Below are 13,763 nucleotides of genomic sequence, written 5' to 3'. Positions count from 1 at the left end.
TCATCGCTGTTTCTTAAAAACATTTGGAGGTATTATAACGAACCCACTTTACTACGTCAACATAGTGTTTGAATTTATCTTTTTAACAGAATTCTCTGAAAGCTTCAGCAATCCTTTCTATTCCCGTAGACATCTCACCAGCTTTTACCTTTGCAAAGGAGAGACGTATAAAGTGTTTCCCTTCCTCTGGAAACGCGAAGAAAATTTCTCCTGGGATAACGGCAACCTTGTGCTCTTTTGCAGCAAAACGGGCAAAAGCCACTCCATCTATCTTTTTATTTTCTCCCCAAAAAAAGAAACCACCATGGGGAAGAGAAAAGGAAAAGCCTAAGGGGGTTAAATATTTGGAAATCGCCTCGGCCATAGCATCTCTCCGCTCTTTATACTCATCTCTGAGTGAATGAAGATGTTCGTCAAAAGAAGGCTGTGATACCACAAAAAAGACAATTCTCTGCAAAAGCGCCGAAGATCCCAGTTCAAGAGTCAGACGTAGCTGAACAGCTTTTTCCATAACCTCAGGAGGTAAAACCATCCATCCGCAACGAAGTCCTGGCGCTACAATTTTAGAGAAGCTGCCAAGATAAATTACAGGATCATCTTCTTCTGCAATACTAAGATAAGTGGCCTCAGGCTGGCTATCAAACCACAACTGTCTATATGGATCATCCTCAACAAGAGTCACCCCATACTTTTTCAAAAGAGCCAGAATTTCTCTTTTTCGTTTTAAAGAAGTGCTTGCCCCTGATGGATTCTGAAATGTAGGGATCGTATAAAAAAAGGCTACTTTTTCTTTTTTTAAAACTTTCTCAAGTCGCATAGGGTCAGGTCCCTCTTCATCTATGGGAACGGTAAGAAAACGAGCCCCCTCTTTTTCAAAGGTCAGCATTGCTTCTGGATAGGAGGGGTTTTCAACAATAACGACATCCCCATCTTTCAGAAAAAGCTGCGAAAGAATATTCAATCCCTGCTGAGAACCAGTAGTCAAAAGAATGCGATCTTCGCCTGGAGCTTCTAAAACAAGTTTTTCATCAGCCATCCAATCAGAAACCCATTTACGCAGCAAAGGATCGCCTGCTGTATGGGGATAAGCCAAAACAGACATATCGTTCAGTGCCTCATTGAACCCTTGTTTAATAACTTCAACCGGATAGAGGTCTTCGGAAGGTTGACCTGCAGCGAAAGAGATAGTTCCTGGACGAGAAGCATAAACCATCATTTCCTGAATCCCCGATGGTTGTAGCTTTTGAGCGCGGGCGTTAAAGAGAGATTCCCAATGCATAATAACAATCACCTCAACATAAAAATTCACTTGACAGAGATGATAAATCTGATACCATCTCTCCATAAACTTTAAAACATATTTTTATCAATCTGTAAACCTTTGTTTAAGGTGGAGGTGTAGGAAATTGAAAAAAATTATCGTTTCAGTACTATTTCTTTATTTGTTCGTTCTCTCACCCATTTCTGCGCATGCTAAGGTTCTAGATAAAGATACCATAGTTATAGGAACAGAGAGCACATATCCCCCCTATGAATTTCGGGATGAAAAGAACAATCTTCAGGGATTTGACATTGAACTTATGGAAAGTATTGCAAATAAACTCGGGAAAAAGATTGAGTGGGTAGATATGCCCTTCGATAGTCTTATCCCAGCGCTACTAGCCCATAAGATCGATATTGTCGCCGCAGGAATGAGCGCAACCCCCGAACGAGCCAAACGAGTAGCTTTTTCTACCCCCTATGAAATATCTATGAGCGCTTTTTTAGCAAAAACTGAGAACACTTCGCTCAAAACACTAAACGACATGAAGGGGAAAATTATAGCTGTTCAGCTTGGAACTGTTCAAGAAACTTTTTCTCGCACAATAGAAGGAGCAAACGTAAAGACCTTCCAAAAATTTGATGATTGTGTGAGAGAAGTTACGCTGGGAAGGGCTGATGCTACATTGATGGATGTTCCAGTAGCTAAAAAATTCCTCGATCAAAAAGATTTTGACGGTAAAATTTCTATCGCATTTGAACAAGAAATTACTGGAGCTGGCAAAGCGCTAGCTATTCATCTTGAAGAAAAAGACTTTTTAGATGCTGTAAATGGAGCCCTTAACGAAATGCAAAACTCTGATGAGCTGGAAAATCTCAGAAACAAATGGTTTAAACAATAAACTAAATAGAAACACACGAAGAAAGAACACAGGGAGGCACACTTTATTTTATGTGCTTCCCTTTATTATTTATTATTTTCTTCTTACTGTCACACAATTTCCTGCAGGAACGCACAAAGCAGGACCCACTGGAATCTTTTTTTCGATCCATTCCAAAGCCTCTTTTTCATTGGTAAAAACTTCCCCTGGAAAAGGCAGGTCAGAACGATCCGAAACAAGTGCCGCTGGATGCCCCTTAAGGTCTGCCACTATTTTCGAAGCAATAAAAGCAGGAATGGAAAAATTTTGTTGCAATTTCTGCATAGCCCTCTCGGGCTCTTCTATAGCAAGGCGAAAATCTTCGCCGAAAGTTCCTGGTCCAGCGCCATCTTCAAGACCTGCAAAAAGGACTAGACCTCCTTTGGAATCCAGTGCATGAAGTACGGCTGAAATAGCTTTTGTCGATTGGTATAGATCAATATCGTATGGATAGCCACCACACGAAACCAGAACCAAAGACGCTTTTTCAGATATCCAAAGGGTCTGAAGCTGTTGCGCCAACTCTGTTCCTTTCAACCATGCCTGGAAAGGATCTCCTGCTACATAACAATATGGGTTCCCATTTTCATCAGGAATCACATTTAGCAAAAATCCTTTTCGTTCAGAAAAAACTATTTGTGCATACTCCTCCATATCTTCAGCTACGGGATTGCCCTTTAATGCTCCGCACTGAACAGAAGAAGCAATTGTCGCGCCCACAAGAGAAAGTGCATGGTTATGCTGAATGGCTTCTGCTCCTGATATACCGGGAAGCAGTGCCTTACGACCACCGCTGAAACCAGCAAGATCGTGATAGGCTATTCCGCCAATGGGAACAATCAAGTCAGCCCTGGCCACAGATTGGTGCAAAATCACAGGAGTTCCACGAGAAGTCACATCTCCAGTTCTGACTCCCTGAGTACTGTCATGGCAAAGAATTTTGTCACCACTCAATGGTATATCTTCAAGAAGCATTTGTATTTCGTTCTTTGTAGGTAATCTATGCTGCCCTCCGCCAATAATCCACGTCACCGGCATACGACCGCCTTCGCGTAGTTCTCTTCGAATAGCCTGAGCCATACGTGGAACATCTTGCCAAGAACGGGTTGCATCAGGAATAACAACAGTAATATCTGAAACTTCTCTAGCCATATTACGCAAAAGAGGACTCTCGCACGGAAGAGCCAAAGCTTTCTCTGGAGAATTAGGGATTGGACGGTTTCCCAGAATCTGAGTTTCCAATATTGGCCGTTCTAAAGAGATATCAAGAGTTCGACGGCCAAGAGCAAAACTGTGAAGAGATTTCATACTGTTTTAAGTCCACCTTTCCATTCATAAAACGTTTTAGGACGCCCAGGACGACCATCCAAAGAAGCAGATACACGCACTACCATTCCCCGATCGGCTAGAAAATCGAGATACCTATGGGCAGTCACATAAGCAAGTCCGGTCTGAGCTGCGACTTCATCACAATCCATAGCTTCCTTATTTCGCTTAACACAATATATAACTTCCCTCATAGTATCGACACTAATGCCTTTTTTACGTATATCCCAATTCAGCTGCTCCCTATAGCTAACCAACTTTTCATGTAATCGCAAACGAGCTCTGAAATCTGAGAGCCGTAACGGTTTTATAATAAAATCATCAGCTCCTACCAATAAGGCCCTTGAAGCCGTATCTTCTTCTTCTGTTTCTGATAAAGCAATGAGAACCACTTTTTCCGAAAGATCCCTCGCTTTTTGTATAAGCTGATACCCACTAACAATGGGCATTTTAATATTCAAGAGAAGGATATCTATTTCATCATCACGTATCCAAGCAAGAGCTTCTTCGGGATCAACTGTAGCGTAAAAACGCCACTCTTCTGCTTCCGCCATTTTTTCAAGCTGGTAGAGAACTTTCCGATCGTTGTCTATAGCTCCCAAATATAGAGTCACTTTTCTTCTCCCCCATTTTTCTTGTCACAAAAGAGCATCCATCTTCGATGAGAAAACAAAACCCATCCGCCCAAGAAAACGCCAAGTAAAGAAAAAAACCAACTTTTTTGAGATGCCATCTCTTTCGAAGGAGAGGAATTATACGGGATACCATATTTTAGGCTCAAATCATGAAGATTGAGAAAATGGAAGACAGGGTACCCTGCAGAGAGAGCCCGACCTATAATGCCATCTCCTGCGTTTTCTCTTCCAGAAGGAAGATGTAAACCTCCTGAGAGAGTCAAGATTTCATCATCATTACCCATATTTGCATGAGAACCACCTATGCTCATCACAAGTTTGGGAACAAAGTTTTCTACAATATTCATCTTCTTTTCTATCATTTTTTCGAGATTCTCTTCACGTAGAAGGGGCACACCTTCCCTTTCCGCCGCTTGAATCATTATCTCTACCCCTTCAGGAGCAATTCCTCCTCCATTTTCGTCATCACCGCCAAGGGTATAGTAATTAGCTTTCGTATGTAATAATCCGTTTTTTCTAAGTTCTTCTGCCATTATGGGCCAAGGAATTTCAGGCACATTGGCACCCCATGTTGACGATCCCAACGAGACGATAAGAAGCACGTTTAGTTTTCGATATTCCGCAGCTTTCAATGCATTAAGCAATAATCCCGGGAAAGAGGATGAAGAAAGTATTGCCACTGGATCTCCTTCTTTCAACCCCATACTATCAAATTTTCTAAGAATGGCCACAGACCAGCCAGGATGACACGCTGTTCGCTTAGATTCAAGACTTCCTAGAGTCGTCGAAAGAGGACTCCACTCCACACCTATAAGTCCAAGTTTCCACGGATCTGCTCCCCCTGCTCCTATCTGTTGATCTTCTCGCAACTGCCAGATATAAAGTTCTGCTTGACGGACATCGTTCCATAATCGCATTTCTTCAGAGGAAAATCCCCAGCGTCTCGGCAAAAACCATAAGAGCACAAGAACAAAAGCCAAAAATAAAAGACGCATACGACTTTTCAAAACAAAGGCTCGTTGTTTCTTCAGATAATCGTTTAAAGACGGGATATGTTCTTCGTTCATAACTTATATCGACCTCTCTAAAAGATGCCCTAAACCAACCAATACATCAAAAGACATCGCCGTAAGCAAAGTCACGATAACCGTTCCAATAAGGGTCTCCCCTATCCCTTGGCGTTGCATATCGGCTGCTAAAAGGCCAGGAACCACCCAGCCAAGCCAAAGAGATGTAGAGGGGAAGAAAAGATCGAGAAGTACTTTACATCCCAAAGCCATGAGCATTGCCAGTGCAATGCGCTGTCGACCATATATACCCGTAAAACGGACAATTATCTCAAGAAGTAAAGCAAGAAAAAGTGCCGTTCCTATAGCTATTCCTACAGAAAGAGGATTTCCTAACTGAAGGGCGATAAAACCTGGGGTAATAATTCCACCACAAGAACGTCCCGTTCGACGATAAAAAAGCATTCCTAAAGCAATTCCTATCCCTATTGTCGCAAACTGAAGATTATGCATGTTTACACCTTTTATATGTATATTCAAGAAGATATTCGAGTGGTAGACCTGCCACATTTCCGCATCCTAATACTCGTTTTTTCTGCCTCATAAAACTCGCAAATTCTTGTGTAGATACCATTTTTATATATTCAATCCCCTCATGACCACAAAAGGGACGAGCCCCCATTAAATAGACTTTCTTCCAATCTTTTCGCCTAAGCCAAGGGAGAAAAGCTTTTAATCGCTCAGGTCTATCCCTTCGATTGTTGAAAAGAAGAGTCGTATCCTCCACGGGCCATCGAAGACTTTCAAAAAGTCGCTGCGTTGTCTCTACATCATTGGCTGAAAAAGCAACTGCTAAAATATTTTCTCCAAACTTTATTTCCTGAAAATCTGCTATATCAGGGAGAAGACGCGTCATTGCTTCTTCTCCCAATTTGGGATCAAGCCCCAAAAAAGAAAGAATATCTCTCACTATCGCCATGTTTTCTTCTTTCCACATAACACATGTTTCAAGAGAAGAAAATGCAGCTATATGTATTTGACATTGTTTTTGAGTCAAAACGCTGAGTAGCAAAGGAGACGAGGATGTTGATTCAGGAATAAAAACAGTACTCTTCCGCGGAATTCCCTGGGTGAGAGCTAAGACAGCCCCCTCCTCTCCTGGTCCCCATGCATCCTGATGATCTGACCGCACGTTGGTTATGACAAAAATGGGATTTTTAAGCCAACATGATGGAAGTTTCTGAAGTTCTGGCGCTACCGCGCTATTTTCCAAAACAACTGCTTCTGCATGAGGAGGAAGAGAACGAAGCCACCAGCGCATCTCTTCTACATGCCCCCCCGCACTTCGCAAAATAGCTCTTTCTCCAAAAGGAGACAGTTCCCTAGGAACAACGCCAGTAATTCTCGCCCATGTCTGAAGCCCATAGGAAGAAAGGGCGCAAAACAATAATCTTGCTACACTACTTTTTCCACGGCTTCCTGTTACAACAATTTGTATCTGGGTCATATTGAGGTTAGCAGAATTCTCAACCCAATGGAGCACAAAACGACTCCGCCAACAATTTCAACATACTTGCCAAGAAAACGTCCTGCCTGGAACCCCAAGAATACACCTGCCGTTGATAGACAACCGGTGATAACACCTGCGGGAACAGCCAAGATCATAACAGGTCCTTTCAAGGCTGCTACACCGATACCAGCAGCTAACGCATCAATAGAGGTAGCTATAGCCAAAGAAAGGAGAGTCAATCCATGAGTACTATCTTTCCCTTCGCATGTCTCTTCCTTTCTCGATTCTCTGATCATATTGACACCAAGAATAAAAAGGATAATAAAGGCAACCCAATGGTCATAAGCTTCTATAAAAGAAAGTAACCGTATTCCCATAGCCCATCCCAAAACGGGCATTAAAAACTGGAAACCACCACAGGCAGCCCCCATTCGAAACGCCGGGCCGGGACTTAACAGAGGTAAACATGCCCCCACGCCAAGCGACACAGCAAAGGCATCCATAGAAAGAGCCGCTGCTGTCAACAAAAGCTCTATAATTGACATTATCTTCCGTCCCTTCAAAAGCAGCTTTTTATTATTTTACCCTAAAGCCACATCTAATATCATCATTATAGTGAAACCCAAAAGGACTCCCATTGTAGCCTGATCTCCATTACCTCCCTGTTGTGATTCAGGAATAACCTCTTCTACAACAACAAAAATCATGGCTCCAGCTGCAAAAGCCAAAGCATATGGTAAAATCGGTCTGGCTGCAACAACAGCGATAGCGCCCAAAACTCCGAAAACAGGTTCCACTATACCTGAAAGCTGCCCGTACCAAAAGCTTTTTAATGGAGAAAACCCCTCCCGTCGCAATGGCATGGAGACAGCCATTCCTTCAGGGAAGTTTTGAATGCCAATTCCCAGGGCAAGCGCAATGGCTCCTGCCAGCGAGGCAGAAGGGATACCATAGGCGACAGCCCCAAACGCCACTCCTACAGCCATTCCTTCAGGAATATTGTGAAGAGTGATAGCCAAAACAAGTAATGTTGTTCTTTTCCATGTCGTAGCAATTCCTTCGGCTTCTTGACGAGGTTGTCCCAAGTGAAGGTGAGGCAATAAACGGTCTATGACTCTGAGGGAAATGCCACCTAAGAGAAAACCTATAGCAGGAGGAAGCCACGGCCGCATCCCCATTTCCGAGGACATATCAATGGCAGGAGCAAGTAAAGACCAATAACTGGCAGCAATCATAACGCCAGCAGCAAATCCCAGCATAATATCGAGCATCTTCTGACTGGGATTTTTTCGTAAAAAAACAGCAGCAGAACCAAGAGCAGTTAATCCCCAAGTAAAGAGAGTGCCAATGAGAGCTTGTACAACAGGACTCAGTGATATAAAGAAATCAAACACCGTTCTCACTCCATTTCTCTGTAATAATACGTGCCTCTAATACAGTGAAAAAGCTGCTGTATAAAATAAAAATAGGGGCTATACGTATATTTATAATACTATATAAAAAAGAGGGTGAACAAAATGAAAAGACTTTTATTTATACTGGTTTTAGTAGCAGTCTCTTTCTCGTCCCTCTCAGGATTAGCTGGAGGAAAACCAGAAATATTATATATCTGTGGACCATGTAGTCGGGATTTCGCCCCTGTAGCAGAAAAGGTTATACAAGAGCTCTCTCTTGAAGAGAGTGTTCAAATAAAGATCACGACTTGCTTGGGAGCCTGCGCTTCTCCTCCTGCAATAGAGTGGAGAAAAGAAATATATGGGTTCATGACAAAAGAAAAGCTTGCTTCGCTGCTCAAGTCTTCCTTTTCCCTTTCATAATTTTCGCATATCATTTTTTACCATGAACATATATACTATTTGTTATTGAGATTATTTGAGTCAGGAGGAACAAATATGGATGGAGCCATTGTAGCTCTAGAAATGAATTACGATGAATGGCTTGAGTTGTGCACAGAAAAACTCGGGCTTCAGCGTTACAGAACAGATCAGCTTTGCCAATGGATATACCAAAAGAAAGTATTTAATATTTATGACATGACAAATCTTGGGAAAGACCTGCGAGAGGATCTTTCTTATAAGCTATTGGTATTGCCTCCAACTCTGGTAAGGCATGAGACATCAAAAGACGGCACACGAAAATTTCTATGGCAGTTGCAGGACGGGCAGAAGATAGAATCTGTTCTTCTCTCTCATGGGAATCACAACACAGCTTGTATTTCAAGCCAGGTAGGTTGCCCTCTGGGATGTACTTTCTGTGCTACGGGAATGAGCGGTTTTGTTCGGGACCTCACTGCAGGAGAGATCGTCGGACAATTTCTTGCCATGGAAAAGGTGGCAGGACAAAACATTACGAATATTGTATTTATGGGTATGGGAGAACCGTTGCTCAATCAAGAAGCTCTTTTTAAGAGCATAAAGATTCTGAACCATCCTAAAATGAGGGGACTTGGCGCTCGCCACATAACTGTTTCAACATCGGGAATAGTTCCTGGTATTCGCGCTATGGCAGAGCTAGACATTCCTGTTCGTCTCTCAGTCTCTCTTCACGCTACAAATGACACGTTGAGAAACAAGCTTATGCCAGTAAACCAGAAGTACTCTTTGGGTTCTCTTATAGAAGCCCTTCGTTATTATCAGGAAAAAACCGGCGATCGTATCACCATTGAATACGTTATGATCGATAAAGTAAATGACTCCAGTGAGCAGGCATACGAACTTGCGGCTTTGACAAATAACTTGTCAATATACGTAAATCTAATTCCTTATAATCCGGTCGATTCCAGATATAAACGTTCAACACCGGAGCGGATAAAAGCTTTTGGCTCTATTCTCAAAGAGCTTAACATCGAATATGAAATACGCCGAGAAAAAGGATCTGATATCAATGCAGCATGTGGCCAACTGCGAAGACGGGATGAATCAGACTCTAAGTCTAAATCTTAAAGATCTCGAAAATGGAATAAGGGCTCAAATTGTCCAAATGCCTTTAGGCGAAAGCCGACGGCGTTTGGAAGCCCTTGGCCTTCGCGAGGGGAAAATTATAGAAAAAATTTCGGGCATGCCCTTTCATGGACCAATTACTATTATTGTGGATGGTCGTCAGATAGCTATTGGATGGCGTATCTCTTCCCGAGTAATGGTTGTACCAGTTAAGGAGAATTGTCATGGCAACTGAACCTCCTTTAACAAAAACACTACTCCTTATTGGAAACCCAAACGTTGGGAAAAGCGTTATCTTTTCAAGATTAACAGGAGTTCGCGCCCTTTCTTCAAATTATCCGGGAACGACAGTAGGTTTTATGGAAGGCTGGCTTCGCTATGATTCTGAGGTATATAGAATCATAGATGTTCCTGGTGCGTACACACTCGATCCTACAAATGAAGCGGAGCACGTAGCTCGTCGCATGATTGATGAAGGCGCGGATCTGGCTATTATCGTTCTCGACGCAACAGCACTTGAACGCAATCTTTATTTGGCTTTTCAGGCAATGGAAAGAGGAATTCCCACTATTGTGGCGTTAAATATGATTGATGAAGCCCGCCATCGTGGAATTAGCATCAATGTAGAGAAGCTTGAAGAACTTCTTGGCGTTCCTGTTGTTCCTACTGTAGCGCTTTCCGGGCAGGGAATAAATCAGATTATTGCACGAATACCGGAAGCTAAAAAATGTAATCTTCCAACGCTTACAAGCGAAGAACGATGGAAACGAATTGGCTCAATTATCGAACAAACTCAAAAAGTTGTTCACCGGCATCATACTCTAAGAGACACTCTTGAAGACCTATCTGTTCACCCTATATGGGGAGGAATAATAGGAATTTTCGTTATCTCTATAAGTTTTTATGTGATTCGTCTCATTGGAGAGGGTTTGATCAATCTGCTTCTTGATCCACTGGTAGAGCGGGTATGGATTCCATTACTTATGAAACTTTCCTCTCTCGTGGCAGGATGGCCCCTTGTTCATCAGCTTCTTATTGGCACACTCTTTAATGGCGCTATAGATATGGAGCAAAGTTTCGGGTTGCTTTCTACAGGTCTTTATGTACCAGTCGTTATGGTTTTACCTTACGTTCTTTCGTTTTATCTGGCATTGAGTTTTTTGGAAGATGTTGGTTATTTGCCACGTTTTGCAGTTCTTTTCGATGCCCTTTTCCACCGACTTGGCCTTCATGGATACGCTGTAGTTCCGGCTTTGTTGGGATTAGGTTGCAATGTCCCCGGAATTCTCGCAACACGAGTTCTCGAATCGGATCGGGAACGTTTTATTGCTGCCACGCTCATTTCAGTAGCAATACCCTGCGCAGGGTTGCAGGCCATGATCGTAGGCGTTATCGGGCACCTAGGAATACAATATGTTCTCATAACATATGGGGTTCTTTTTCTCGCTTGGGTTGTTATCGGGCGAATACTGCACTTATTTATGCCAGGATACAGTCCTGAACTTATTGTAGAAATACCTCCATACAGAGTTCCATCAGCACGAGACCTTTTCTATAAACTCTGGTTTCGCTTAAAGGGATTTTTTATTGAAGCTATTCCTCTTGTGATGGTGGGAGTGTTTTTGGTAAATCTTCTCTATATGACAGGCTTTATAAACGTTATTACGCAACTGCTCAAACCCATATTTACCGGGCTACTCGGTTTACCGGCAGAAGCAGCAGGACCAATTATTATGGGGCTTTTGCGCAAAGACGTTGCTGTCGGAATGTTGGCAACACTCAATATGACGCCGCAACAACTGGTTATAGCAACTGTGACTTTAGCTATGACATTCCCTTGTATTGCTACATTCATTGTTTTATGGAAAGAGCTCGGCGGCAAAAAACTCGCTGCAAGTTTAGCTATTATGATTCTCTCGGCCTTAACTGCAGGAACACTTTTACGACTTGCCCTTAATGTTGCCATAATTTCTTAAGGGAGAAGAGACTCATTGCTACAAGTAAAAAAACGATGAAGTATGTAACGGCATAACCTTCTTTGTCAATAAGAGTGCCAGTTCCCCATTGGAAGAAGATAACTGATACGTAAATAAGGGAATTAACTATTCCCATTACAGCTCCGCGCAGATGTTGCGGAGCTTCTTCGTTAATGCGAGCTGCATAACACACCGCTCCCGATCCGAAACTTACACCCAGAACAAAACTAGCACCTCCGGCAATAAATACAGGAAGACGTAAAAACAAAAATATGTTGAGAAGAAAAAGAGCAATAACAAACAAGGCAGTAGAAGAAAAAAGCAACTTCTCACGACTCGATTTTGAAGTCCCCAAAGAGCCAGCTGCAAGAGTTCCAACCATAACACCTATTCCAATGGACGTTGCCCAAATGCGACATTCTGCAAAGGGGCGGTCGTACACATGGGCAAACCACGATACAGCCCAAAGAGCCTGTAAAGAGAGAAGAGCTCCCATTAACATGCTCCAAATAAGAGCAATAGAACGAACGACGGGTGACGTAAAGACAAAAACACCTGTTTCCTTGAGATTTTGCAGCAAACTCTTCTGCGCCTTTCCCTTTTTACAAAAGATAGGATCCTCTTTTCTCTTTAAAAAGAGAGACAAAGCAAGAACAACACATAAGAAACTCAGAAAAGCAAAGACAAACGATATCCCCCATGAATCTATGGCCCAGCCAAGAGGCGCAACCCCAACAACGGCTCCGAAATTTCCCACTGCTAACGTCAATCCTGAATAAAAGGCATATCGTTCAAGAGGAAAAGCCGCTGATTGATAGACTAAAGCGCCTAAAAACATAGGAGCTAACCCCAAGCCTGTTAAAAGACGCCAGAGTGCAATAGAAAAAGGCGTCTGAGTAAATAAAATCAAGGCCGTGCCAGACGCCGTAATCAAAAGACCTAAAGCTACGACCCGCAAAGGCCCCAAACGATCAAGAAGAAGGCCGCAAACAGGTTGCATAGCAGCATAGGCATAAAAATAAAAACTTGCGACAAAACCTGTTAAAGAAGCACTCATTCCCAAACGTGTTGAGAAAATAGGCATAACTACAGAGGGGGATATTCTAAAGAAATACGACATAAAATATGCCAATAACAAAATAGAAAAAATAACATGAGTGTTGCGACTTACCCTTTGATCAACTCTTTGAGAATGTAACGTTTTAATCCCCTCATCCTGACTTATAAGTATTTTTCGACACGTATTAAGAACGTATAATCTGCGTTCCCGCTTCTCCTTTCAATGCTGCTATAACCTGATCAAGTCTGGCTATTATAGCTCGCTCCCCGCCATTCTTGACAAAACGCAGCGCTGCCTCAACCTTAGGCCCCATGGAACCAGCTCTGAAATGTCCCTCTTCCACGTATCTTTCCATATCTTCTACAGAAACTTTCCCCAAAGGTTTCTGATCGGGCGTATTGTAATAAAGAATAGCGTTGGGAACATCTGTTAATATAACGAAAATATCGGCCCGTACATCATGAGCTAGGCATTCACCTGCTAAATCTTTATCAATAACAGCTTCTACTCCATATAAAAGCCCCTGCTGATCGCGGCACACAGGAATTCCCCCGCCGCCTGACGCCACTACCAGTGTTCCTTGTTCAACGAGGGCAAGGATAACGTCTTTTTCAACAATCTTCTTCGGATTGGGAGAAGGAACAACCTTACGCCATCCTCGTCCCGCATCTTCAATCCACCGTTCTCCACGCTCCGCCATACGAAGTTCCGCTTCTGACTGCGCATAAAATGGCCCCACAGGTTTTGTGGGATTACGGAAGGCTTTATCTTGAGGATCTACTTCCACTTGAGTTACAAGGCATACTGCATCTTTTTTCAATCCTCGACCAGCACATTCATTTCTAATGCTTTGGCACAACATATACCCAATAAGCCCTTGACTTTCGGCCCCACAGAGATCAAGAGTCATAGGCGGAATTTTATCTTTCGCCATTTCATGTTGAATGAGAATAGCACCAACCTGGGGACCGTTCCCATGAGTCAATACCAATTCATATCCTTCTTCAACGACATCCAAAAGTTGTTTTACAGTATGATCGATATTTGCCATCTGTTCGACAGCTGTTCCTCTTTGTCCCGGCTGTAGAATAGCGTTACCACCTAAAGCCACAAGAACTCTCTTATTCATC

At 42.7% G+C, this 13,763-nt stretch carries 15 protein-coding genes; 5 read left to right on the top strand and 10 right to left on the bottom strand.

Annotated elements, in window-relative coordinates; translation table 11 throughout:
- Positions 1-82: 82 nt before the first annotated feature.
- A complete protein-coding gene (locus ACZ5GY_RS00265; protein ID WP_464111905.1) occupies positions 83-1,309 on the bottom strand; it encodes an aminotransferase-like domain-containing protein in 1,227 nt (408 codons plus the stop codon).
- A gap of 97 nt (positions 1,310-1,406) precedes the next feature.
- Here ACZ5GY_RS00265 and ACZ5GY_RS00260 point away from each other — a divergent pair, with 97 nt between their 5' ends.
- Positions 1,407-2,162, top strand: coding sequence for a transporter substrate-binding domain-containing protein (locus ACZ5GY_RS00260; protein ID WP_213699486.1), 756 nt, complete (start codon positions 1,407-1,409; stop codon positions 2,160-2,162).
- Between the two features lie 72 nt (positions 2,163-2,234).
- On the opposite strand, the gene ACZ5GY_RS00255 is transcribed toward ACZ5GY_RS00260, so the two are convergent.
- The 7 genes from ACZ5GY_RS00255 to ACZ5GY_RS00225 are packed head-to-tail and all read right to left on the bottom strand — an operon-like array spanning position 2,235 to position 8,052.
- Entirely contained in the window at positions 2,235-3,488 is a 1,254-nt protein-coding gene (locus tag ACZ5GY_RS00255) for a nickel-dependent lactate racemase family protein (RefSeq protein ID WP_213695678.1), read from the bottom strand.
- Entirely contained in the window at positions 3,485-4,120 is a 636-nt protein-coding gene (locus tag ACZ5GY_RS00250) for a response regulator (protein WP_213689929.1), read from the bottom strand. The genes ACZ5GY_RS00255 and ACZ5GY_RS00250 overlap by 4 nt, the downstream gene beginning before the upstream one ends.
- On the bottom strand, positions 4,117-5,208 hold the full coding sequence (pgsW, locus tag ACZ5GY_RS00245; RefSeq protein ID WP_213699485.1) for a poly-gamma-glutamate system protein: 1,092 nt from the start codon (positions 5,206-5,208) through the stop codon (positions 4,117-4,119). Before pgsW ends, ACZ5GY_RS00250 begins: the two co-directional genes overlap by 4 nt.
- A gap of 3 nt (positions 5,209-5,211) precedes the next feature.
- Positions 5,212-5,661, bottom strand: a complete 450-nt coding sequence (locus ACZ5GY_RS00240) for a poly-gamma-glutamate biosynthesis protein PgsC/CapC (protein ID WP_213695676.1) — start codon at positions 5,659-5,661, stop codon at positions 5,212-5,214.
- Positions 5,654-6,691 (bottom strand): Mur ligase family protein, encoded by a 1,038-nt coding sequence (locus ACZ5GY_RS00235; protein WP_213695675.1) that lies wholly within the window; start codon positions 6,689-6,691, stop codon positions 5,654-5,656. Before ACZ5GY_RS00235 ends, ACZ5GY_RS00240 begins: the two co-directional genes overlap by 8 nt.
- Entirely contained in the window at positions 6,652-7,203 is a 552-nt protein-coding gene (locus ACZ5GY_RS00230) for a manganese efflux pump MntP (protein WP_213699484.1), read from the bottom strand. Before ACZ5GY_RS00230 ends, ACZ5GY_RS00235 begins: the two co-directional genes overlap by 40 nt.
- 36 nt (positions 7,204-7,239) lie before the next feature.
- Positions 7,240-8,052, bottom strand: coding sequence for a ZIP family metal transporter (locus ACZ5GY_RS00225; protein WP_464111904.1), 813 nt, complete (start codon positions 8,050-8,052; stop codon positions 7,240-7,242).
- 123 nt (positions 8,053-8,175) lie between these two features.
- Between ACZ5GY_RS00225 and ACZ5GY_RS00220 the strand changes: the two genes are divergently transcribed.
- The 4 genes from ACZ5GY_RS00220 to ACZ5GY_RS00205 all read left to right on the top strand — a co-directional run bounded on the left by ACZ5GY_RS00220 (position 8,176) and on the right by ACZ5GY_RS00205 (position 11,573).
- Positions 8,176-8,475, top strand: coding sequence for an NAD(P)H-dependent oxidoreductase subunit E (locus tag ACZ5GY_RS00220; RefSeq protein WP_213689935.1), 300 nt, complete (start codon positions 8,176-8,178; stop codon positions 8,473-8,475).
- Positions 8,476-8,550: 75 nt separating this feature from the next.
- On the top strand, positions 8,551-9,600 hold the full coding sequence (gene rlmN / locus ACZ5GY_RS00215) for a dual-specificity RNA methyltransferase RlmN (RefSeq protein WP_213689936.1): 1,050 nt from the start codon (positions 8,551-8,553) through the stop codon (positions 9,598-9,600).
- Positions 9,572-9,832, top strand: coding sequence for a FeoA family protein (locus ACZ5GY_RS00210; RefSeq protein ID WP_213689937.1), 261 nt, complete (start codon positions 9,572-9,574; stop codon positions 9,830-9,832). The genes rlmN and ACZ5GY_RS00210 overlap by 29 nt, the downstream gene beginning before the upstream one ends.
- Positions 9,822-11,573, top strand: a complete 1,752-nt coding sequence (locus ACZ5GY_RS00205; RefSeq protein WP_213699483.1) for a FeoB small GTPase domain-containing protein — start codon at positions 9,822-9,824, stop codon at positions 11,571-11,573. The genes ACZ5GY_RS00210 and ACZ5GY_RS00205 overlap by 11 nt, the downstream gene beginning before the upstream one ends.
- Here ACZ5GY_RS00205 and ACZ5GY_RS00200 read toward each other — a convergent pair.
- Positions 11,551-12,705, bottom strand: a complete 1,155-nt coding sequence (locus ACZ5GY_RS00200; RefSeq protein WP_464112120.1) for an MFS transporter — start codon at positions 12,703-12,705, stop codon at positions 11,551-11,553. The two genes, ACZ5GY_RS00205 and ACZ5GY_RS00200, sit on opposite strands and share 23 nt — an antisense overlap.
- A 112-nt stretch (positions 12,706-12,817) precedes the next feature.
- A complete protein-coding gene (arcC, locus tag ACZ5GY_RS00195) occupies positions 12,818-13,762 on the bottom strand; it encodes a carbamate kinase (protein WP_213689940.1) in 945 nt (314 codons plus the stop codon).
- Position 13,763: the final 1 nt, after the last annotated feature.

It is taken from the genome of Aminobacterium thunnarium, assembly GCF_055390565.1.
Note: the sequence above shows the minus strand (reverse complement) of the source record. Positions and strands in the feature narration are given on the sequence as shown.